The organism is Nostoc sphaeroides (assembly GCF_003443655.1).
In the GTDB taxonomy this organism is placed as follows: domain Bacteria; phylum Cyanobacteriota; class Cyanobacteriia; order Cyanobacteriales; family Nostocaceae; genus Nostoc; species Nostoc sphaeroides.
In genome coordinates this window covers 6026977-6048862 of record NZ_CP031941.1, presented here as the reverse complement: position 1 = coordinate 6048862, position 21886 = coordinate 6026977, and the positions used below count along the sequence as shown (strand labels likewise).

At 42.8% G+C, this 21886-nt stretch carries 20 protein-coding genes; 10 read left to right on the top strand and 10 right to left on the bottom strand.

The genetic code is table 11. The features are described from left to right. Positions 1-87: 87 nt before the first annotated feature. Positions 88-564 carry a hypothetical protein gene (locus tag D1367_RS27090; RefSeq protein WP_118169826.1) on the top strand — a complete coding sequence of 159 codons (477 nt, stop codon included), beginning with the start codon at positions 88-90 and terminating at the stop codon, positions 562-564. A 13-nt stretch (positions 565-577) separates the two neighbouring features. Further along, positions 578-808 (top strand): hypothetical protein, encoded by a 231-nt coding sequence (locus D1367_RS30215; RefSeq protein ID WP_147337399.1) that lies wholly within the window; start codon positions 578-580, stop codon positions 806-808. A gap of 803 nt (positions 809-1611) precedes the next feature. On the opposite strand, the gene glgB is transcribed toward D1367_RS30215, so the two are convergent. The 4 genes from glgB to D1367_RS27065 form a co-directional block, all read right to left on the bottom strand. Further along, a complete protein-coding gene (gene glgB / locus D1367_RS27080; protein WP_118169821.1) occupies positions 1612-3903 on the bottom strand; it encodes a 1,4-alpha-glucan branching enzyme in 2292 nt (763 codons plus the stop codon). A gap of 178 nt (positions 3904-4081) precedes the next feature. Then, complete coding sequence (locus D1367_RS32465; protein WP_118171671.1) at positions 4082-4414, bottom strand: hypothetical protein; 333 nt, start codon at positions 4412-4414, stop codon at positions 4082-4084. A 1445-nt stretch (positions 4415-5859) separates the two neighbouring features. Continuing rightward, a complete protein-coding gene (locus D1367_RS27070) occupies positions 5860-6051 on the bottom strand; it encodes a hypothetical protein (protein WP_118169818.1) in 192 nt (63 codons plus the stop codon). A gap of 140 nt (positions 6052-6191) precedes the next feature. After that, positions 6192-6383 carry a hypothetical protein gene (locus D1367_RS27065; RefSeq protein ID WP_147337398.1) on the bottom strand — a complete coding sequence of 64 codons (192 nt, stop codon included), beginning with the start codon at positions 6381-6383 and terminating at the stop codon, positions 6192-6194. A gap of 292 nt (positions 6384-6675) precedes the next feature. Between D1367_RS27065 and D1367_RS27060 the strand changes: the two genes are divergently transcribed. The 4 genes from D1367_RS27060 (at position 6676) to D1367_RS27045 (ending at position 11902) form a co-directional block, all read left to right on the top strand. Then, positions 6676-7374: a hypothetical protein gene (locus D1367_RS27060; RefSeq protein WP_118169813.1), complete on the top strand. Its 699-nt coding sequence runs from the start codon at positions 6676-6678 to the stop codon at positions 7372-7374. A gap of 123 nt (positions 7375-7497) precedes the next feature. Further along, entirely contained in the window at positions 7498-9330 is a 1833-nt protein-coding gene (locus D1367_RS27055) for a peptidoglycan D,D-transpeptidase FtsI family protein (RefSeq protein WP_118169811.1), read from the top strand. Between the two features lie 556 nt (positions 9331-9886). Beyond that, positions 9887-10993: an iron-containing redox enzyme family protein gene (locus tag D1367_RS27050; protein WP_118171670.1), complete on the top strand. Its 1107-nt coding sequence runs from the start codon at positions 9887-9889 to the stop codon at positions 10991-10993. Positions 10994-11206: 213 nt separating this feature from the next. Next, a complete protein-coding gene (locus D1367_RS27045; protein WP_118169809.1) occupies positions 11207-11902 on the top strand; it encodes a class I SAM-dependent methyltransferase in 696 nt (231 codons plus the stop codon). Positions 11903-12593: 691 nt separating this feature from the next. On the opposite strand, the gene D1367_RS27040 is transcribed toward D1367_RS27045, so the two are convergent. Then, the gene (locus D1367_RS27040; protein WP_181984977.1) at positions 12594-13688 is read right to left on the bottom strand and encodes a DUF3466 family protein; all 1095 of its coding nucleotides are present in this window, start codon (positions 13686-13688) and stop codon (positions 12594-12596) included. Positions 13689-14127: 439 nt separating this feature from the next. Then, a complete protein-coding gene (hisC, locus tag D1367_RS27030) occupies positions 14128-15195 on the bottom strand; it encodes a histidinol-phosphate transaminase (RefSeq protein ID WP_118169804.1) in 1068 nt (355 codons plus the stop codon). Positions 15196-15319: 124 nt separating this feature from the next. On the opposite strand from hisC, the gene D1367_RS31915 reads away from it, so the two are divergent. Then, positions 15320-15493, top strand: coding sequence for a hypothetical protein (locus D1367_RS31915; RefSeq protein WP_220450984.1), 174 nt, complete (start codon positions 15320-15322; stop codon positions 15491-15493). Positions 15494-15782: 289 nt separating this feature from the next. On the opposite strand, the gene D1367_RS27020 is transcribed toward D1367_RS31915, so the two are convergent. Next, positions 15783-16679, bottom strand: coding sequence for an alpha/beta fold hydrolase (locus D1367_RS27020; protein WP_118169799.1), 897 nt, complete (start codon positions 16677-16679; stop codon positions 15783-15785). Between the two features lie 499 nt (positions 16680-17178). Here D1367_RS27020 and D1367_RS27015 point away from each other — a divergent pair, with 499 nt between their 5' ends. After that, entirely contained in the window at positions 17179-17775 is a 597-nt protein-coding gene (locus D1367_RS27015; RefSeq protein WP_118169797.1) for a hypothetical protein, read from the top strand. Positions 17776-17916: 141 nt separating this feature from the next. Here the strand turns inward: D1367_RS27015 and D1367_RS32970 are convergent, their stop codons facing one another. Then, on the bottom strand, positions 17917-18048 hold the full coding sequence (locus tag D1367_RS32970) for a hypothetical protein (protein ID WP_267255601.1): 132 nt from the start codon (positions 18046-18048) through the stop codon (positions 17917-17919). 213 nt (positions 18049-18261) lie between these two features. Here D1367_RS32970 and D1367_RS27010 point away from each other — a divergent pair, with 213 nt between their 5' ends. Next, positions 18262-19059 (top strand): armadillo-type fold-containing protein, encoded by a 798-nt coding sequence (locus tag D1367_RS27010; protein ID WP_118169795.1) that lies wholly within the window; start codon positions 18262-18264, stop codon positions 19057-19059. A gap of 56 nt (positions 19060-19115) precedes the next feature. Here the strand turns inward: D1367_RS27010 and ftsE are convergent, their stop codons facing one another. Both ftsE and D1367_RS27000 read right to left on the bottom strand, forming a co-directional pair. Further along, complete coding sequence (gene ftsE / locus D1367_RS27005) at positions 19116-19862, bottom strand: cell division ATP-binding protein FtsE (protein WP_118169792.1); 747 nt, start codon at positions 19860-19862, stop codon at positions 19116-19118. A 220-nt stretch (positions 19863-20082) separates the two neighbouring features. Beyond that, entirely contained in the window at positions 20083-20838 is a 756-nt protein-coding gene (locus D1367_RS27000) for a WecB/TagA/CpsF family glycosyltransferase (RefSeq protein WP_118169789.1), read from the bottom strand. A 322-nt stretch (positions 20839-21160) separates the two neighbouring features. Here D1367_RS27000 and D1367_RS26995 point away from each other — a divergent pair, with 322 nt between their 5' ends. Then, positions 21161-21880: a response regulator transcription factor gene (locus D1367_RS26995; protein WP_118169787.1), complete on the top strand. Its 720-nt coding sequence runs from the start codon at positions 21161-21163 to the stop codon at positions 21878-21880. Positions 21881-21886 lie beyond the last annotated feature (6 nt).

Here is a 21886-nt window from a genome sequence, read left to right as displayed (position 1 = left end):
AAAAGATGTACCATCGCATTTACTCTGGGAATCATATACTTAGCAACTCTTGCTACTAACTCTCTACTATCCCCAGGTAATTATACGATGAGCGATCGCAATATCACAGGCACTCTTTCCCCAGAAGATATCCAAGAAATTAAAGCAGCGCTACAAATAATCGAACAAAAGATGCCGTTTCTCATTGCTTTAACTGCACAAGAACGCCGCAAGTTATTCAAAATGGGCGATAAAAGCCTAGCTTTTGTTACCAATAGCGTCAACGCTGCTCAGTCTAACCGTGAAATTCTCCCACCCAGTTTTGATATTGAGGAATTTATCGAGAATTATCAACTAGCTACCACACTCAACGAACTTTTAATCTCAATCCGGCAACTCAACGAACAAGTAGATGATACCCTATTGGCTGTCGGTAGCGAAGCGATGCTGGGCAGTTTGACAGTTTATGATTACGTTAAGACAGCAGCGAAAAAGACTCCAGGCTTAAAAACTGTAGCAGAACTGTTGAGCGATCGCTTTAAGGCTATTAGTAAAGGTAGAGCTGCAAAAACTTCCGGCTCTTGATAAATTAATACTCGTGAATGAGGCTTTTAACTCCATTCATCCACCTTTTATACTCATTAACGAGTCTTTTATCTCCATTCATCCACCTTTTATACTCATTAATGAGGCTTTTATCTCCATTCATCCACCTTTTATACTCATTAATGAGGCTTTTATCTCCATTCATCCACCTTTGATACTCATTAACGAGTCTTTTATCTCCATTCATCCACCTTTGATACTCATTAATGAGTCTTTGAGCTAGATTCATCTACTTCAGTAAGGTGGAATGTCACTTACTTAACCTGTATTTAGACTATTTCACTTTAATAATGATACACAAATACGCTCTTTTGGGGCAAGGCGCAATGCCCATTGGTGTCAACTTAACGTAAAAGCTATGTCCCGCAAGGAACTTCAGTTCCTTGGCTTTTAGCTAAAGTCTACTTCAGTAGACTAAATATTCCTAAAAATCTTTAGTCTACTTTAGTAGACTTTAGCTATGAGCGAATGGCACTAAGTTAAGATACAGCCCTTGCACTGACTGGTTCCCAGCCTCCAGGCTGGGAACCCATTCTCTAGGGCTGCTGCCTCCTCTTTCTTAACGAGAGGCAGCAGCCCTAGAGAATACATTCCCAGTCTTAAGACTGAGAACGAGACTACACAAGCCTTTGGGCTTTTCTTAGTGCCATTCAGCTATGAGCCTTGAACTTTAGTTCGAGGCGGGCGAGTCAAGCCTTCAGTTAAGCTATTTCTAGGCTTTTGCTGACACCTATGGGCAAAGACAAGCCCCTACGAGAAATCTATATGTATTAGAATTTTCGTGAATAGTCTATTCACTGACCATTACAATCCGCGTCACCCCACCCTAACCCTCCCCGTATATATTGGGGAGGGAACTAAATTTCTTGTTTCCTCCCAAAACATCGGGGGAATTAAGGGGGGGGTAAAAGCCTGTGCGATAAGCGTTTGAGCTTAATTTGACACCAATTAGTAATGCTGTGCCCTTACGATAGATGTGGGTAAAGTTTTGATTATTCCTGGGTGGGTGATGCCCACCCTTAATTGTTATTGCAATGCCTCAGCAGTCTTCTTCTTATCCAACTTGAGAATCAACACACCCAAAGGTGGTAAACACAAATCCAGCGAATAAGGACGACTGTGCAAAGACCAATCATCCGTCCACTTACCACCTAAGTTGCCCATATTGCTGCCACCATACTGACGCGCATCGCTATTGAACAACTCAGTATAAAATCCCTTTTGCGGTACACCGATACGGTAGTGAGAATGAGGTTGTGGTGTAAAATTGCAAACGACGATCGCAAAATCATCAGAATCGCGATCGCGACGTATGAAGGAAACTACACTATGGCGGTTGTCGCTACAGTCAATCCACTCAAAGCCAGGTTCAGCAAAATCCTGGGTGTACAAAACTGGTTCAGAACGGTAGAGATGGTTCAATTCCCGGAAAAACGTTTTTAACTGTTGGTGGGCTTCATGCTGTAATAAATGCCACTCCAAATCAGCCCAGGCATTCCACTCACTCCACTGCCCAAACTCCATGCTCATAAACATGGTTTTCTTACCTGGGTGAGCAAACATATAGCTAAATAAACAACGGATATTAGCTAACTTCTGCCATGTATCCCCCGGCATTTTGCCGATGATATTGCTCTTACCATGCACCACTTCATCGTGGGACAAAGCCAGCATGAAGTTCTCGCTGTGGTTGTACCACATACTAAAGGTGATGTTGTTTTGATGGAACTGGCGGAACCAAGGATCCATGCTGAAGTAATCCAGCATATCGTGCATCCAGCCCATATTCCACTTTAAGTTAAAGCCGAGTCCGCCTGTATAGGTGGGCCAAGATACCATTGGCCAAGAAGTAGATTCTTCCGCAATAGAGAGAATACCGGGGAAATAGCTAAAGATGGTGTGATTTACCTGACGCAGAAAATCTGCTGCTTCTAAGTTTTCTCTGCCGCCGTACTGATTGGGCAGCCATTCTCCTGGTTCGCGGCAATAGTCGTTATAGAGCATTGAGGCAACAGCATCAACACGAATCCCGTCAATGTGGTACTTGTCAAACCAGAAGAGGGCATTTGCTGCTAAAAAATTACTAACTTCATGGCGACCGTAGTTGAACACCAAAGTACCCCACTCTTTGTGTTCGCCTTTGCGGGGGTCAGCGTGTTCGTATAGGTGGCTACCATCAAAGAAAGCTAAACCATGTCCATCTTTGGGAAAGTGGCCGGGAACCCAATCCACAATTACCCCTATATCATTTTGGTGACATTTGTCAACAAAATACATGAAATCTTCGGGGCTGCCAAAACGGGAGGTGGGGGCATAGTACCCAGTTACTTGATAACCCCAAGAACCATCAAAGGGATGCTCCGCAATGGGCAGCAATTCTAGGTGGGTGTATCCTAATTCTTTAACATAAGGAATGAGTCGGTCAGCTAGTTCCCGGTAGGTAAGGAAGCGTGCGCCCGGTTTTAGTTCGGAAACAATAACTACAGGCTCAGTTTCACCATTGGGGAGTTTAGCAGGTTCGGCACTCGAAGCGTGTAACCACGAGCCTAAATGCACTTCGTAGACTGAAACTGGCTCTTTGAGGGGGTCAGTGTTACGGCGCTTTTCCATCCAGCTTTCGTCATTCCAACTGTAAGCATCTAAATCAGTGACAATGGATGCGGTTTTCGGGCGGGGTTCTTGCTGGAAACCGTAGGGATCGGATTTTTCGTAAATGTGTCCTTCAAAATTTTTTATTTCATATTTGTAATGCTCTCCCACACCGATTTCAGGAATAAACAATTCCCAAACCCCGGTGGGGCCTTTACGCATCTGGTGTTTACGCCCATCCCAAAGGTTGAAGTCTCCCAACAATGAAACGTTGCGAGCGTTGGGTGCCCAAACTGCAAAATAAACGCCTTTAACGCCGCCTATTTCCGTGGGGTGCGCTCCCAGTTTTTCGTATATCCGGTGATGGTTGCCTTCACTAAACAGATGCAAGTCAAATTCTGTCAAGTTGGGAGAACGGAAAGCGTAAGGGTCATAAGTGACTCGCTCATGTTCCCCTTCTTTAATCCGTAACTGGTAGTTTGCCAGTTCTGGAGTGTCAATCGTGCATTCAAAAAAGTGGGGATGATGCACTGTTTGCATTGGGTATTCCTTGCGTTGTTCAGGAAGAACCACCCATGCTGCACTTGCATTTGGTAAGTAGGCCCGCACAGCCCAGACGGTTTTGCCGTCTTGTTCTATGGGATGAGAACCTAGTATTTCAAAGGGATCGTTATGCTGATTCCAAACGATGCTGTTAACCTGTTCAGGGGCGATCGTGGTCATGGACATGAAGCTACCTAAGTGATAATAACGTGATTGACTAAATCTACTTTTTTAATATCTATATATATTCTTTACATTTATTTGCAATTTTGTCGCCACCGTTATCCTACATCAGAATGGGGAATGGGGAATGGGGAATGGGGAATAGGGAATGACAAATGACAAATGACAAATGACGAATTTATCAAAAATTTAAAAATGGGAAAAACTGAAGTAAGGTTTTACGTAAGCGAAGCAAAAAAATCTGTTCCCGAATTTTCGGGTCTAGTTTTGGGGGCGGGGCAAGTTGGAGCTGCGCTTGTAATTGAATATATTCGGCAGCTGTTAGGGATTCTCCATCAATAGGCGATCGCGCTTCTATGATAATTTTAGTGCGTAATATTTCTTCTGGTGTATCCTCTGGTGGTGGTAATGCGATTACCGGCGATCGCCAAGAGCTACTTAACACAAAAAAGGTTCCACTAATCACAATTAAGCTGAATAATCTTATTGCCTTTATCGCTGTAACTCTCCCCATATACTGAACTGCGTTCACAACGCAGGATAAAAATCTGTTTTTTCCATTCCCCATTCCCATTAAAAATTTTCCCAATAAAAATCTGGCAATATCAAGGTACATCACCAGGTCTGTTCTGATACGGAATAGACTATAAGGAATGCCCAAGAGCAATTGCCAGCGATCGCTATGAATTGTTTTGCCCTCTGAAAACTCAGGAGTCTAAGCCATTCCAAACACCAAACCAGGGAAGTACTTTGCCTACAAGAAGGCTTAGATTTACAGAACTCAACTCCCTTAGACTTGGAATAAGGTTCGGTAACAAAAGAGGAAAGGGGACAGGGGCACAAAGCTTGGGGGAGAACCCTATAAATAAATTTAGGGCTGCTCAAACAAGGATGGATTATTTATTGTGGCACTTTCCGCGACGCTCGATAGCGTTGCGTTAGCGACGTAGGAGCGTCTGACTCGCCATTGGTGTCAACTTAAGGGAACTCCAAAAAATAAATTATGCCACATTCAAGTCGTTGACTGTTGACTGTTGACTGTTGACTGTTGACTAAAAACTCGTGAACCGTCAACGGTCAACAGTGAACAATAGCAATGGAATATTTTTTTACTTGGAAGTCCCTAACGTGAAAACGATGTCCCGCAAGGAACTTCAGTTCCTTGGCTTTTAGCTAAAGTAATATGAAGATTACTAAATATCCCCCAAAATCTTGAGTCTACTTCAGTAGACTTTAGCTATTAGCCAGACAATTCATTCTCTGGCGGGTGAGGAGGCCCACAGCGAAGCTAGCTATTTCAAGGCTTTTGTTGACACTAATGCTGACTCGCTCTCCGTGGCGCTATCGAAATAAATATTTAGCCGAAGAGTATAAATAAATTTAGGTGCTTGAAACCCTCTATTGCTGGTAAATTCAAGCGTCTTTCTTCCCAGCAAGACAACTAAGCTGTTACGTATACAATTTGCATTATCAGGGCAGGATGCCCACCCCACATTCATCTTGAAAAAATATTAGTGCAAATTAAAGGCACAACAGCTTATAATTCCTCTCTTGCCTCTCTGATCAGGAGAGGATTTTAGCGGGACACATGGTTGAAGAGATAATCCTCATCACCAGTGTCCATTACTTGCTGCCCTACTTAGCTGATATTCGAGCAAACTCTAGTACAGGTCGGCGGAAATAAACCTAGTATTTCATTACAGCCACAAAGCCCAAAATTAAAGCAGGCGGACTTTTGACTTTTGAACGCCAGTTGCTTCAAGTCGGCAGAGCCGCCCAACGCACTGGCTCCTTTTGACTTCCCCGTAGGGGTTGACTTCCGCCTTGCGGTACTAGGCTCTGACACACCAACAGAAAAATGCAGGTTTTTACCTGAACCTAATTAATTCAAGCTATGTGGTGACGAGCGTTGTTACTAAGCTGTTTTGGGCATGATTTAAACTAAAGCTGATTGATGCCCTATTTAGGACTAGCTGCGGGAGTAGCAGCAGGTGTAGACAACCCACCACCAGCAGGTGCATCAGTTGGTTCACCTGCTGGTGGGGTAGTAGTAGTACCGCCACCACCAGCATCACCACCGCCGCCTTCGCAAGCTCCGAGAATTGTAGCCAGACTTAAGATTACAGCCAAACCAAAGATTCTTGTTTTCATAACTCCTCTTTCACCAATTGTGGCTAGAACAATTTTTCGCCTGTTCAATACGATACCGTATTTATTGCTTTTTTTTAAATGCTACGAGATTACATACTAAAAAAACAATCCTTTGGGGTATTCTTTTTTTGAATTAGGTATCATACAGCCATCTGATTAGTTTCTCTTAACTCAGGAGCAAAACGGAAATTACCAAATTTTCTAGCAAACCGAGCTATCATAGCAAAAAATTTATTTTTTCCCAGAGCATTGCACCTTGCTGCCCCGCGTTGCCATACTTTAGGTGCGATATCTAAAGGGCAAGCTGTCCAGTTGCTAATCGCTGATTGCAAAATTGCAATATCTAGAGGATGCAATTGTTATAGCTATCAGAACAGTTAAAAGGGTGTAGTCTGTTAGGGAACTCCAAAAAATAAATTATTCCACATTAAAGTCGTTGACTGTTGACTGAAAACTCGTGAACCGTCAACGGTCAACGGTCAACAGTGAACAATAGCAATGGAATATTTTTTTACTTGGAAGTCCCTTATGTGTGCTTGTTGCACAGAAGGCGATTTTAACTAAGCAAAAAGAGACAATTAAGACAATCAATCTAAAGTACAGTATTTCCCATCTAAAAAATTTATGGTAGTTGCTCGTAAATCTGCTGTTTCTACAAGGGGTACTTGGTTTGGGCGAGATTCTATCCTTTCTTTAGGGAGGCGACGTTCTGGACGTATAGAATCAGCAGCACAAAGCGCTTCTACACCCACTGCCCAAGCTGCACCAGTATCCTCTCGAAGACGAGTGCGTTCCTCGAAAAATCTAGCGGTTTCTCCGACAAATAAAGCAGTTACGCCCAAATCGGTGAAAGAGGTGGCTAGACAACAAGTGCTAAATCTCAATGAGCAGTCGAGTGCAAACCAGAAAACTTCAGGGGTAAATTTTCTTCGCCTTCCCACAATGCCTAATTCTGGAGTTGCACCTTTGTGGTTGCTACGCTTGTATACCTTTCACCGTTATTCGACAGTTTTGGCGTTTTTGGTAGTAGCATCGACACTTGCTGTTTATGGCTGGACGGTATATTCGCAAGACCTTTGGAGTAAGTCATATCGCAGACTGCAAAACCTGCAACGTCATGAGCGGCTACTAACGACAACTAACGCGACGCTGACAAATAAAATTGCCCAGGAAGCAGAACAACCTACAGCAGGGCTGGTATCGCCGACTCCTCAAGGAATGATTTTCTTGTCTCCAGCATCTCGTAGTCCTAAGCCAGCATCGTCTAACACAACGCCAAATCCCCAAAGGCAACAGCAAACACTCTCGCCACTGGGGTATTAAGGTTAGGGGTTAAAAGTTAGGAGTTAGGAGTTAAAAGTTAGGAGTTAATGGTCAAAGTTCAGAGTAACTAACTTTGACCATTGACTCTTGATTCCGAAAAGCAATTTGCTACTGAGTAGGGCAATGCAAAAATCACCAAGCAGAACAAACAGAAAGTTTCAAAATCCAGCATTTAAAAGGGGACAGAAGGTTTCTAAGCAAGGGTTATTGGGGACACTTGCCTCTAATATCCAAGACCAAACATCCAACACTAAGTCCCGACTGTTCATAGTATGGGGCGTATTAATGGCATCAGGGTTGGGGTTGGCTGTCAGCTTGTATAACCTGCAAATTGTCAAGGGGCCAAAGTTAACCCAGCAGGCACGAAACCAGCAAATGGTGTATTTGCGACCTTTTATGCCCCGTCGCCCAGTGGTAGATCGCAATAGTAATCTGTTGGCGATTGACCGTCCTGTATATACTTTGTACGCTCATCCCAAGCTGTTTAATAAGTCTAATGAAGACATGGCAGAGCGACTTGCCCCAATATTGGCAAAAGATACTGCTGAATTGGTAAAAACTTTTCAAAGCAAAAGAAGCGGAATTATACTTGACCCAGCCCTCCCGGAAGAAATTATCGATCGCGTCATCTCTTTGCGCTTAAATGGCCTAGAGTGGGCTCAAAAATACTCCCGATATTATCCGTCAGACGATTTGGTTTCTGATGTGGTGGGCTACGTGAATCTTGACCGTCGTGGTCAAGCAGGTGTGGAATACTCTCAAGAGAAGTTGCTAGAACGTCCTGTGCAAACGGTGCGGCTCAGTCGGTCGGGTAATGGGGCCATAATGCCGGATCATGCCCCTGAAGGTTTTTTGCATTTTGATGATTTGCGACTGCAACTTACTATTGATAGCCGTCTGCAACGAATTGCCCGCGTTGCACTTAAACAACAGATGGAAAAGTTTGACGCTAAACGTGGGGCGGTAATTGTCATGGATGCCTTGGATGGTTCCTTACTCGCTCTCGTTTCTCAGCCTACTTATAATCCTAATGAATACTCTAAAGCTAATATCTCGTTATTTAAAAACTGGACGGTGGCGGATCTTTATGAACCGGGATCGACTTTTAAACCTTTGAATGTAGCGATCGCTCTGGAAAATGGCGTCATCAAACCAGATGATATATTTAATGACTCCGGTTCTATTCGAGTAGCTAATTACACCATCAAAAATGCGATGAATAATGGGAATGGGCGAATCAGCATCGCTCAGATTTTGCAATATTCCAGCAACATTGGCATGGTGCAAATTATTCAACGCTTAAAGCCTTCAATTTATTACAACTGGCTAGAACGCTTGGGGCTAGGACAAAAAGTTGATACAGATTTACCTTTTGAAGTTGGTGGACGGCTCAAAAGTCAAGAAGAATTTATCGCTTCGCCAATTGAACCAGCTACTACTTCCTTTGGGCAAGGTTTTTCCATGACACCGTTACAGCTAGTGCAAATGCACGGCGCTTTAGCCAATGGCGGTAAGTTGGTAACACCCCATGTAGTTCGGGGGTTGATTGATAGCAAAGGGCAGATGCATGATTCACCCACTCACACCATCCCCCGCCAAATTTTCTCAGCCGCAACAACCCAAAAGGTTGTGGAAATGATGGAAACTGTTGTTAATGAAGGTAGCGGGAAAGCGGCACAAATTCCCGGATATCGCATTGCTGGTAAAACTGGTACAGCCCAAAAAGCTAGTCCGAATGGCGGATATATCAAGGGTGCTAGAATGACCAGCTTTGTGGCTATTTTGCCAGTGGAATCTCCTCGATATGTAGTGTTCGCACTGGTGGATGAACCAAAAGGAGAAAGTGCTTATGGTTCTACTGTCGCCGCCCCAATTGTGAAGTCGGTAATCGAAGCACTCATTCCTCTTGAAGAAATTCCGCCAAGTAAGGCGATCGAGCCGAAGGATGTGCCGTAGGGAGTAGGGGAGGCAGGGGAGGCAGAGGGAGAAGGGGACAAGGTAACTGACTTGTGAGAACTTGCAACAAGTCTAGGACTTACGCAAAAGTACACGCCGTAGGGGCAATTCATGAACATAGGTGTCAACTTAAGCTAAAAGTAGCTTAACTGTTAGCTTCCTCGCCCGCCTCGAACTAAAGTTCAAGGCTCATAGCTAAAGTCTACTGAAGTAGACTAAATATTCCTAAAAATCTTTAGTCTACTTCAGTAGACTTTAGCTATTAGCAAGGAACTTCAGTTCCTTGCGGGACATGGCTTTTACGTTAAGTTGACACAAATGATTCATGAATTGCCCCTACGTGAAAATAAGGTTTCGGCTATTGTTTGCGTAAGTCCTAAAGTCTTTCCCCTTGTCCTCTTCCCAATGCCCAATGCCCAATGCCCAATACCCTTTTCGTTTGAAACTTAATTCTTCTTTATAACCAGGGAAAGAGGTACATAAAGCTACTGGTGTGGGAACTTAAATATTAGAGGTGAAAGTAATTTTTCACTTTTCCAATGCTACCGAAGATTCCATGCAAAGCAATTTAGTTATATTTCCTAACGCTGGGGCTGCAAAAAAAAGTACGCAAACAGAAGAAGGAACAATTACCAAGTACGACCGGGCTGAGGAGCAATTTATAGAACTGCTAGTAACGGAGGATTTAGATCATCAACTAGATGTAAAACCTGCAATAGCTAGTGAGTTTGAACAGGCACTCTCAAGGGCAATTTGCGCCGCCTATAAAAACGATCGCTCCGATGAACAGGCTCACCGTTTTATCCAACGGATACTTTATCGAATTAATCGGCTAAAGCTGTTTTGGTATGACGATTTGCGGCACTATACCAATGAGCGATCGCTTTACTTGTCCTCCTGTCGTGACCAAATTGAAGCTGCTTGGCAACAGTGGGAACTGGCACAAATCGATGTGGCTGCACTGCAACAATTAGATGTAAAACAAGCGCTAATTGAGCGCACATCTGCCGATTTAGACCCGGTTTTGTCGCAGAGTAGCCGCTACATTCGTGAGGAAATGACTGAATCTGGCTATCGTCACCTGCTAGCGATCGGCTCTTTTGATGGCTTGGTTGAAGCTAGTCATCTTTCCCGCATTTTGGGTGGTGTTGCTAATGAAGTGCAATGTACGCTGATGCGAGTCCTAATAGAAGAATACGGCAATGGTCGTTTATCTCGCAAGCACTCGACATTTTTTGCCCAAATGCTTGCTGAGTTTGGAATGAACACTCAACCAGAGGCATATTTCGATTTAGTACCTTGGGAAGTTTTGGCTTCTACCAATCATAATTTTCTGGTGACTGAGCGCAAACGCTATTTCCTACGTTATAGCGGCGGTTTGACCTATTTTGAAGTGGCTGGCCCTGCGGTTTACAAAAATTATATGGTGGCGGCGCAACGACTCGGACTCTCAGAAGTAGCGGTGGGTTATTGGGAACTACACATCAGGGAAGATGAACGCCACGGCCGTTGGATGTTAGATGATGTAGCTTTACCATTGACAGAACGATATCCCAATGATGCCTGGGAATTAGTGCTTGGGTACGATCAGCAGAAACTCATGAGCGATCGCGCCGGTAGTGCTGTTGTGCGATCGATACGTGAGGCAAAACAATCCGCTTAACTTATCTAATAAATCTCAAAAATTAGAAATTAAAAATGCAGATTGTTTCTCGCATTTCTAATTTCACATCTCTCAATCATTCTATTGCTAATCCACATACAACCCAATTTCTTTAGTAATAACTTCTTTACTAAAGAAACAGTTATTTATTGTCTTGATATAAAGGTGTAAGTAAACACTTATTACATTCATTATACTTGGAAGTGCAGTCAAATGAAAGACATCTTTTTTTGTCCTGAAGAATCGAATTTTTACTCAAACTGTTTAGACACTTTTGTTCTCAGAAATTGCAAAAACTACGAATCTATTGTGGAGTTTGGCTCAGGGGATGGTAGCCCTGTAATTAATTCTTTATTAAAAAATAAGTTTGATGGGGTGATACATGGATTTGAATTAAATACCTCTGCATGGAAAGTCGCAAATTCAACCATCGATGAATATAATCTCACTAATAAATACATAATTCAGAATTCATGCTTGTTTAATTCTTCTCAACCCGATGCCGAGTATCTTGTAGCCAATCCACCGTATCTCCCCGCACCAGATAATGATATTTATATGCCACTCTTATTTGGGGGCGTGGATGGAGCGGCAGTTACCAACGAGCTTTTATCGTTAGGTTATGAAAATGTGTTGGTTTTAATCTCTAGTTTTTCTAATCCAACAGGTACGCTGAACCTAGCAAAAGAAAATGGATATTGTGTTCAAAATTTCATGGTGTTACCTTTGCAGTTTGGCTACTATAGCTCTGATCCTAAGGTAAAGAACCACATAGAAGAACTCCGAAAAAACAATATGGCATTTTATTCTGGCGATTATTATTTTTTAGCGGGCGTATTATTTAGCAAATGCCAGGATTCTGTAGTTGATTTATCTAATCAATTGGCTCAAGTTATGACTAGTTTGTGAAAATCGAGAACAATTTACCAGTTCTATCTCTAAAAACCAGCAAATTTTTATAAATTTCAACCGCCTATGTATATAAGTCAATACAGTTCAGATAAGACCAAAACACTTGTAGAGACGGCGATTTATCGCGTCTTATAGAGACGGCGATTTATCGCGTCTTATAGAGACGGCGATTTATCGCGTCTTATAGAGACGGCGATTTATCGCGTCTTATAGAGACGGCGATTTAGTAGAAATAGCGCTTAACTGAACCGTATTGGTATATAAGTAGTCGGACAAAAATATTTACAGTCATTGCGAGCGTTCGCGCAGCGTCTCGTAGAGAAGCGAAGCAATCCCAGCCCTTGCGATTGCTTCATTCCGCTTCGCTCCATTCGCAATGACATTGTGTAATTAATTCTGTCTGACTACTTAGGGGTTCCCATTCAGATGCGGTACAACATTACATCACGAGGTTTAGGGCAATTCATGTAGACGCAAAGCGGCTTCCCGCAGGGTATTGCCCCTACAGCTTTCAATTTTGCGTAAGTGCTAATAACTCTAAATTAGTAAATCCGTATTCTCAAGTAATAGATATCTCCGAAAAAGAATTGTTTTGACGTAGCAGTGCTACGTCAAAACAAAGGTTCTGAGTAACGCATATTTAATTTCTGGAGATGTCTAATCGCTTTATTTACCTGAAGTTATGGCATTAACTTCTTTGCTGTATGGTTGCACTGCTAGATTGAGGTTGGCGCTTGAGTGCTGCAAATAGAATTACAACAGCACCGAACCACAAAATAGGTACGCCTGAAGTTGGTTCAGCTACAGAGACAGATGAGGTTGGCGTCAAGAGGAAGGCGTGTAATTCACCATTAACTGCACCACGACCGACAATTTGACCCTTATTATTAATGGCAGATGCTGCTGTCAAGGTAAAGCCAGCGTCTGAACCAGGGGCAATCAGGTTATTTAAGTCGTACAGAGTGTTATCACTATAAAGAAAAGCCCGCAAACCATTGCCATCTGCTGCAAAAAAGTTACTATTAGTGCCAGAAAACCCTACTGCTTGACCTAAATTATTGATCCCCACACCAACACTGAACAAATCTGTAGGACGTAACCTACCAAGGTCTTGGATTCCCGTGCTGGAACTGTACAGAAAAGCACTACCATCATCTACTCTACTGAATCCCGAACTACCAACCACTTGTCCTAAGTCATTAATATCATTTGCTACGCTGTACTGGTAAAGTGGCAAAGTTCCCAAATTAGTAGTTAGGCCGTTTTGGTACAGAAAAGCTGTGTTTGAACTGAGAAAGCCTACTACTTGTCCCAAGTTATTTAAACTGTAGGCAACATTAGCAGGAGTTCCTATGCTGGTTGCTATACCATCACTGTATAAAAAAGGCCCAAGTCCGCTTGCTCCTCCTACTATTTGGGTGCGATCGTTAATGGCATAAGGAATAGCGTTTCGGATAGGGAGGGGTTGGGTGATGCCATTGCTGTATAAGAAAGGGTTATTTCCAGTAAAGTTATTACTACTAACCGAATTACCAACTACTTGCCCCAAGTTATTGATACCAGTTACTGAAAGTTGATTATCGCCAGGCAGGGGACTAATTTTTTGAAGTGAACCATTGCTGTAAAAAAAAGAACTCGCCAAAGAATTAATGGCTACTTCACCTGAGTCATTAATGTCTGTAGCGAAACTGAAGGCTTCTCCTGTAAGACTGCCTAAATCAGTAACTGAGTATAGAGATACTGCCAATGCCGACTTGGATACAGTAAGACTGATTGCGGTCAAGGTTATTGCTGTTATACAGGATTTCCACTGAAGTAAAAGCATCTGGGTTTTCCGTGATTTTTTATTCCCCTACTAAATTACCACTGAAGAGTATGGTATTAAGCTGTCGTTCAGCTGCATGAGCATTGATGACTAAAGATGTAGGCGATCGCAATTTACCACTGTTGTCTGTAGAACCAGTAAATTTTTATGAATACCAACGGCTTGTGCATATTTAGCAATTTCTTTTAACTAATTCGGCAGAATTCCCCATCCGTCTATAGCTCAGGGGATGGAGAGCTTGTTTGTAGCGTTGTAATTCATCTAATGCAATTATTCTGAATCTTGGGGGGGGAAGTGCGATTCGCTTGATCCAAAGCCCCCATTTACAAGCAGTCCCCGAAATATTGGGTTTCGTCCCTCAACCCAACCTACACAACTGCTCCCTTATCACTTTTAATCAGTTTACAGCCCTAGTCTCTAATAAATAAATTAGTGCCTCCACTAAAGCCTGATTTTGTTCATCAGTACCAACAGTAATGCGTAATTTATCATCTAGTCCAGGCTGCTTGAAGTAGCGGATTAAAATTCCCCGTTCCTTTAGTTTTTGATAGAGATATTCTGCATTTCCTTCTCTTGGCTGTACCAGCAAAAAATTAGCTTGGGAATCCCAAAGATGAAAACCTAATTGCTTTAAGTCTGTTGCTAACTGATTCCGCGATGCTTTAATCTTTGCCACACAAGCATTTTTATAAGCTTGATCGGTAATAGCAGCCGTGCCAATTGCACAAGCGATCGCATCAATGTTATAGCTATCTTTCACCTTAAACAATCCCTGCAACAGCTTGGGATTTGCCACCCCAAATCCCAGCCGTAATCCAGCTAACGAGTACCCTTTAGAAAGTGTGCGAATTACGATGACGTTTTCGTAGTCCTTTACCAAAGCCAATGCATTCTCTTCGGTAAAATCTATGTATGCTTCGTCAATCACTAAAACTCCAGATAACTGGCTGGCTAATTTTCGCAGATCATTTGTTGCTACCACATGCCCCGATGGACTATTAGGCGATGCAATGAATGTCACAGATCCATTGACAGCAATTAGTTCTTCCAAAGGTAAACTGTAGTCATCGCTGTAAGGAATCTCAATAATTTCCGCAGCTTGCATTTCTGTTAATGTGCGATATAGCACATAAGTGGGCATGGGATAAACTACCTTCTTCCCAGGTTCTGCACAAGCTCGAATCACCACGCTCAACAATTCGTCACTGCCATTTCCCACAATTATCCAATCGCTAGGAACACCTAAAACTTTACTTGCAGCTTCCCGGAACTCCCCCCCGAAAGGTTCTGGATACCTTCGCAACCACTCGCCATCAATATTTTGCAGCACAGCTAGCGCCGCAGGCGAAGGAGGATAGGGGTTTTCGTTACTGTTGAGTTTAATTATCTGTGTACCGCGTTGAGGCTGCTCACCAGGAATATAGCTAGCCATTGCATCAACATTAGAGCGAAAGTAGTCGGTCATAGAGCATGAGATATGGAAAAAACAGATTTTTATTCTGCGTTGTAAAAGAATGTTCAATTTTGGATTTGAGATTTTAAATTTTAGATTTCTTCTTCAATCCAAAATTGGCATCTCACCCTATCAAATGGGAACCCTGTTATATAATTGCGTTCCTTACCGCCATGAAATTATTGAATTTTCTCAAATCAAAACCAGCTATTACAGCCTTAGCGATCGCAGTAAACTTTCCGAAAATAGCAGTATACCGTTTGCCAGACGGGAAAGTCACCCGGTAGCGACACCGAACAGCCCGCCGTAGGCATCGCCATCTAACTCACTTGTAGGGGCACAGAGATGTGCATTGGTGTCAACTTAACGTAAAAGCTATGTCCTGCTGCAAGTAACTGAACTTCCTTGGCTTTTAGCAAAAGTCATCTCTTGATGACTAAATATACCCAGAAATCTTTAGTCTACTTCAGTAGACTTTAGCTAAAAGCCAAAGAACTTTAGTTCCATGCGGGTGAGTCAGCTAATAGTTAAGCTATTTCTAGGCTTTTGTTGGCACCAATGACACCTGTGCTACCTACCCAGTACTACTGAACAAAGCACTAATTAAGCAAAGGCAAAAATTGGCGAATTAACCCAATTGTCACTGCTGGTAACTCTAACTGCGGTGTTAACCCCACATCTTCCAACTGTTGAAAAAATCGGATCGCTTGGGGATTAATTTCGGCAAGGCGGCGACCAATTGAGGGGCCTGTAAATTCTGACCTTTGTCCCCAAATAATGGCGGTGGGAGTCGTCAGTTGTTGAATGTAAAGGGATAAATCAAAGCATAAATCGCCACGGACAAAGGAGAGTGCTGCATACTCAGCATTAGGCTGTTGGGCAGATTGTAAATAAGCATCTACAATTTCTTGGTAGACTCGATTAGATTGAGCAAATTGCCGTTGCTCTAAGAAACTGCGAATACCCCCACTGGTTGCTATTCCAGTGCTGTAAAGTAAACGGTCAACAACGGGAACGCTGACTAACTGGGCAAAAAAACTACGGGAGTAGTCTTCGCCAAAGTCGGAAAGTCCGGCGGGGGTAGTGAGAATTAAAGACTTGAATAAATCAGGATGATCTGATGCTACTCGAATTGTAAAGGCTGCGGTCAAAGAAGAAGCGATCGCTGTTACTGGCCCGGTACAAGTCTGCTCAAAAAACTCCCGAATCGTCGTTAAATAATCTTCAATCTGATAACTCCGTGCCGGATGCTCAGACCTACCCCAACCGATTAAATCTGGCGCAATAACCCGATATTCGGCGGCAAAAGCCGGATATACTTTCGACCACTCATAAGCAGAAGACCCACCACCAAAGCCGTGCAGAAACACTAAAGTTTCCCGATCATCTTTTGCTGTAAAATTGTCCTGCCAAGGTGACCCAGTGGCTGTATAGTATACTATCCTACCTAGTGAGGTATTTATAGAGCGTTGTTCAAATCCTGGTGGTTGAAACATAAGTATGTTTTGTTGATTGTAGTAATAAAGTAACATGGGCAACAAACTAATCCTGAGTATACGTAGATACGGTGAGAGTATTTGATAATTTATCCCCGTCATCGCATCTTCTTTGGTCACCCCAGAATACTTACCTATTTAGTTCAAACTCCTCACTCATTGTTATTATCAGCGAACCAATCACTTTAAGACTTCTTCCTAGCATCAGATTAAGTAGATATAAAATTACTGGATTACTTGTAAAGATTTGGTGATTTTTTTTCATAATAAAAAGTGACTGAGCCTTGAAATTACTGTGTTACAAGGGTTTATCTTGGTAACAAAGATAACTAAAGCGTGAATAGAACATAAGTTTTTATGTTAGTCTATCAACAAAATCATAAATAATTTTGAGCATCAAGAAGATTCAAAATGCTCATTTTAACAAGCTATTAATTCTAGTTAGACATGTAGAAACATAGCTTTTGATGTATTACTAAATCTATTTATTATCTAGGTAATGGTAAGGCGGGATGTCATGGTACAGGCTACTCTTCAATTAAATAAACTACCAACGATTGAAAACGCTAAATTTGCGCTTGACTTTAATATACAAAATGAAATTAAAGTTTCAGCTTGGGGGGAGCAGGTCGAGTCAGCTATTGACGCTGGCAGAGTGGCTGTACCTACTTGTATTTGTTTAGAGTTGGAAGACTTAAAGTGTTTTGAATCAGTAGAGCGCCAGTATGAACGCTGGGGAGTAATTTTTCACAATTCTATAGCAATACAGCCATCAAATCCAGCATTTCCAGCCTATTCAGGGCTAACAGTTTTAATGGGAGCGCCCAAAAGCGGATTTTTAGAAGCTACTTTCTTGCATCCGGTTAATTCGGTTAGCGCCTTTGTCACTAGTTCGCAACGGCTAGTGCTTTCCGCCTACGATCGCGATCGCCAACTCATTGCTCAAACTGCACTACCAAGCGCCAATCTTGCCAATTCAGACTCGGCAATTTCCCCCAATACCTTATTATCTATAACTGGGAATAACATCTACAGCGTTACCTTCTGTGCTTTTGATGGTCAATTCACCCTTGATAACTTTCGTTTTTGTCTTTAAAAACCCTTTATGCCCTTGCTCTGAGCCATTTAAAATGGTATCTTTATTTCCGCCGTGCTGGACTATAGCGGTTCCCATTCAGATGGGGTACAACATTAGATCACGAGGTGTAGGATCACGGCAGTGCCCATTGGTGTTAACTTAAGCCCAAACTCCTTTAAAATCTCGTTTCCAGCCTCCGGCTGGAAATGCATCTCCTGGTGGCTCTGCCGCCAGTAAGGGAGGCGGAGCCTCAACGATGGGATTCCCAGTCGGAGCAGGGGAACGAGACAATCTAAAAGCTAGTTCCAGGCAGGGTTTTAGCTGAAGTTGACACCTATGGGCAGTGCCGTGCCCCTACGGGTGTACCTCACGTAAACGAGAACCGCTATAGTCTACTATGCTGCCCTTAAAAACCGGGCATCTTCTGGTTTGGGTCTTCACCCTTTCTTCAACCGTAGTAAAACTTATACAATAGTTAATTTCGTAATCAAGTAGGTAAACACTGTGGCACAGGCTTCGTCTTCTTGGCAGCAATTGATCAACCAGATTCCCAACTGGAACTGGTCGCTGACAAAGTTCAAGACAAAGGGAGCAACAAAGCAGCAAACATTTAAGCGCTTCTCTGGGCCTGGAGGCTTTCTTGGGTTCTTGACAATCGTCGTCGCCATGTTGTTGTGGAACTGGATGCTGCTATTGGCTCTCTCAATCGGCGTTGGGATAATGGTATTGGTTTACTCAATGCAAGAGTGGGACTGGCAATTGCACTGGTCTAAGATACGTAAGTTCTTAAACAGTTCAAATCGTCGGTTAGCTTTAGCAGTCATCAGTGGGGGTCTTGCTACTGTCAGCACTTACATGGCCGCTGCAATTTGGGTTGACTCTCACAGTTCCTGGATTGCTGCTGGTGCGATTGTGCAAGGCGTAGGAACACTGTTAACTTTAATTTTATTGGTCTGGCAAATTGTCAACTTCTATGAAAATCGAGAAGAAGACCACCTCGATCAGTTGTTGGTAAATTTAACAGAAAAAGATCCATTAAAGCGGATGATTGCCCTACGTCAACTAACTAAAGTCATCAGCCGTAAGCGAGTTGATTCTTCAGTGCAGCAAGATGTTGTGGAATGCTTGCAACTGTTACTCAGTCGAGAGGAAGAAGTTGCGATCAGAGAGGCAGCTTTTAAAAGTTTACAAGCCTGCGATCGCCTCCGGTCGGTCGGAAACCATCGTTTACAAGTTCTACCTCCCAAAACAGCATCAACTTTCACACCCGTATCAGCAAAAGTCAAGCACCACATTTATTAGTCATTAGTCATTTGTCCTTTGCAAATGACCAATGACTAATGACTAATGACAAATAACTATTTTCGAGCCAACTGTCCATTGCGAACTTGCACTACCGGATGATTGCATCTCCGTAACAATTGTTCATCGTGGGTAGTAACAATTACTGTAGCCCCAAAGGAATTTAACTTCTGGAGAATCTGGATCACTTGCCAGGAATTATCTGGATCGAGATTTCCAGTCGGCTCATCGGCCAACAGCAGGGGTGGTGTACCAACGATCGCACGAGCAACACTCACCCGTTGTTGCTCTCCCCCAGACAGTTGATCTGGAAAGCAGTCAGCTTTACTCAGTAAACCCACTAGCTTCAAGGTTGGTTCTAAGCGTCGTTGAATTTCTTTACGGGTATACCCTTGAGCTTGCAGCACAAAAGTCACATTTTCTGCTACTGTTCGTTGGCTAATCAGTTTGTAGTCTTGAAACACAATGCCAATGCGTCGCCGCAATAATGACAAGCGATCGCCCTGTAAACCAGCTACATTACACCCATCAACAATTACTTTTCCCTGCGTCGCTAACTCCTGGCCATACAGCAGTTTCAACAGCGTTGATTTACCAGAACCACTTGGCCCTGTAATAAACAAAAATTCTCCCTTTTTTACCTCAAGGTTCGCATTCAACAAAACGTGAGTGCCATTAGTATAAGTCTTGCTTACAGATTGCAATTGCACCTTGACAGTAGTACCACTAACGTAATGTTGAGTTTTATTGTCCTCTCTATGAAGGGATTTGTCTTTCTTAACTTGAGTTGTTAATACTGGCATTGTTAAATTTTCCTTATCCCCACAACCAAATAGCTTACGGGTTTAGATTTGATATTCCTCTCAAAAATAAGGATTCCCAGGTTTCGCCTGGGAATTGAAAATTTAACAAAGAAAATTTAAATTTTTTGAAGACTTCAATACTAACTAAGTAATAGCACCCAGTACAGACGCGATTAATCGCGTCTCTCCTCTTGTACAGACGCGATTAATCGCGTCTCTCTTAACTAATTGCACCCCTTGCTGTCAAACGATAAACAAAAGCTTTCACCGCAAACGCTGGCAAAGCCAACATCCGCCGCCAACGCCAAGGTTCTTGATAAAGCCGATACAACCATTCCAAATTATTATTTCCTAACCAGGCGGGAGCGCGAGTTTTAGTTCCCGACCAAATATCAAAACTACCACCAACACCAATCCAAATTGCTTGAGGACACAAATGGCGGTTTTCGGCAATCCATAACTCTTGACGTGGAACTCCCAAACCGACAAAAATCACTTGTGGCTGCAATTGAACCAGAGTTTCTCGCAATTGTGCTTCTTCTTCTGGGGAATGGTAGCCTGAGTGAGTGCCTACTATACTCAAATCTGGAATTTGCTGCTGCCAAAAATCTGCCGCAGTTGAGGCCACTCCAGGCGCACCTCCATAGAAAAAAACCTTTGCCCCTGTCTTCTGTTGCCCGATTTCTTGCAAAAGTTTTTCTGCTAGTTCAATCCCCGGAAAACGCTGCACTTTTTGCCATAGCAGCCATCGCAAATACAGAACAACCCCGGCTCCATCTGGAATCACTAGTTCAGCATTTTTAATCACCTGAGCTAAGAATTGATTCTGCTCTGCCTGCATAGTCATTTCTGCATTGAGCGTTACTACATGAATTCCTTTGCCTGCACGCAGGCATTCTAACAACCAGCCTGGATAGTTAGCCATCACATGAACTGGTATTCCTAACACTGAAAATGCTTCATTGCCTTTAGACATAGCCTATTCTGGATTAACCTCACACCAGATTTACTTGAATGTTAAGTTTATCAAATTTTTTATATTAGAACTTAAGCACGAGAGATTCCCATTGCCCTGCAACAATAGAAAGCATAACTAATTAATCTTGGGCACTTGTACTTGGGCTGAACCAGTCCAAATTTGATTGTTGAAGTGTAATACTCTACTAAGTATAAAACGCTCAACTCGTAACTCTGGTTCCGGGGACAGAAGCCCCCACTATACTACTTGCAGTTAGTGTGGGAGTATGTCACGAAACTCGACTTTCTGGTTAAGGTAGTGTAACGGTCTGAAGTTGGCTATGAGTAAAATTCGTATCGCTCTGATTGAAGATCATGACCTAACTCGTGTAGGTATTAGGACAGCACTACTGCAAAAAGATGACATTGAAGTTGTAGGTGAAGCTGCCAATGCTGCTGAAGGGCTAAAAATGTTAAAAATGGTACAACCAGATATTGCCATTGTCGATATTGGTTTACCAGATAAGGATGGCATTGAACTGACACGGGAGGTAAAATCTACTGCTAATGGGCAGCAGCTAATCACAAAGGTGTTAATTTTGACGCTGCGGGATAACAAAGAAGCTGTATTGGCAGCTTTTGCGGCTGGTGCAGACTCTTACTGTATGAAAGATATCAAATTCGATAATTTGCTGGAAGCAATAAGAGTAACTTACAATGGCAACGCTTGGATCGATCCCGCGATCGCTCGGATTGTATTACAACAAGCGCAACAAAATCCCCAAAAGTTGGAGTCAACTTTTGTAAATACCAAGACCATTGCCTCTAACCCTGATTATGTCGAGAATCTGGAAGGAATTCAACCTTACACCCTGACAGAAAGGGAATTGGAAGTGCTACAGTTGATTGTCGAAGGTTGTAGTAATGCAGTAATTGCCGAAAGGCTTTATATCACTGTTGGGACTGTTAAAACTCACGTTCGCAATATTTTGAATAAGCTATGTGCCGATGACCGTACCCAAGCAGCAGTCCGCGCCTTGCGTTCTGGGTTAGTAGGATAAGGTTAA